At 33.8% G+C, this 1,060-nt stretch carries 1 protein-coding gene; it reads right to left on the bottom strand.

Translation table 11 applies throughout. The features are described 5' to 3' along the window. Positions 1 to 187 precede the first annotated feature (187 nt). Entirely contained in the window at positions 188 to 988 is an 801-nt protein-coding gene (locus tag AB1422_19610) for a class I SAM-dependent methyltransferase (protein MEW6621509.1), read from the bottom strand. Positions 989 to 1,060 lie beyond the last annotated feature (72 nt).

The following is a 1,060-nucleotide window of genomic DNA, read 5'->3' on the forward strand; positions in this document are numbered from 1 at the left end:
TTTTTGCATTTTGCATTGTAATTTTGATATTTGCATTTTGATATTTACATTAAAGTTCTTCTTGCTATCGCTCTCCCCAAAAGAGGAACCTATTTATGAAAAAGCAATTAGGTTCGCTTTCCTGCTTTTTATTATTCGTGTTCATTCGTGGTTATATATTCCCTCTGTGTTCTCTGTGACTCTGTGGCTATATCCCTGAACGGTTACAACTTTCTCTATTAATTTCTCTTCCTACCACCATCATATTCCAATCCTTTTCTGTCAATTCTTTTTTAATCTCAAGAAATGGATAAAATTCAACTTTCTTAAACCCTGCAACTTCAAGGAAATATTTTATCTCCTGTGGAAATATGAATCTCATTGGATGTGTTTCTAATATTTCCTTTAGCATATTTAGTTTATGCTCCTTCAAGTGCCATACCCTGAAATTGACTTTAACAATATGGTTGATAATATCAACTTCGGGTTGCGAAAATCTGAGAATCGTTTCATTTTTGTTTAACTTTACTTCTTTTGTTACTGGTTTAGGCTTATCAATGAGAACTGCCGGACCGTGCCAGCAGTCAAACAAGAATAATCCGTTAGAGATGAGGCTTTCTCTTGCCAATTTGCAAACATCAGCAATTGCCTTATTGGTTATTTGATAACTCATCACCGCAAACATTGAGATTACCGCATCAAATTTTTTATTCAAGGAGATATTTGTTATATCACCTTTTATAAACTCAATATCAAGTTTTGCCTTTTTAGCTTTATTTGCCGCAACCTCAAGCATTGGTTGAGATTTATCTATGGCGGTGAGATTATATCCCCTTTTTGCGAGGATAAGGGCATGTCCACCAGTGCCACAACCTAATTCAAGAATTGTTTTTGGCTGGTAATTATGTTTTTTAAAAATTGCCTCTATAAAATCACACTCTTTCTCGTAATTTTTATCCTGATACAGGGCATCGTAGAGATTAGCATATTCTTCTCCAAATGGTATCATAAAAATCACCTCCTTAAAACATTCTACAACTTTCAAAGGAAATAATAACATAATTTTATATTTTGGTCAAGG

This window comes from bacterium, from assembly GCA_040757115.1.
Taxonomy (GTDB): domain Bacteria; phylum UBA9089; class CG2-30-40-21; order CG2-30-40-21; family SBAY01; genus JBFLXS01.

Excerpts from the sequence above, each read along its gene's own strand:
- AB1422_19610 (MEW6621509.1), bottom strand. The coding sequence starts at position 988 with ATGATACCATTTGGAGAAGAATATGCTAATCTCTACGATGCCCTGTAT.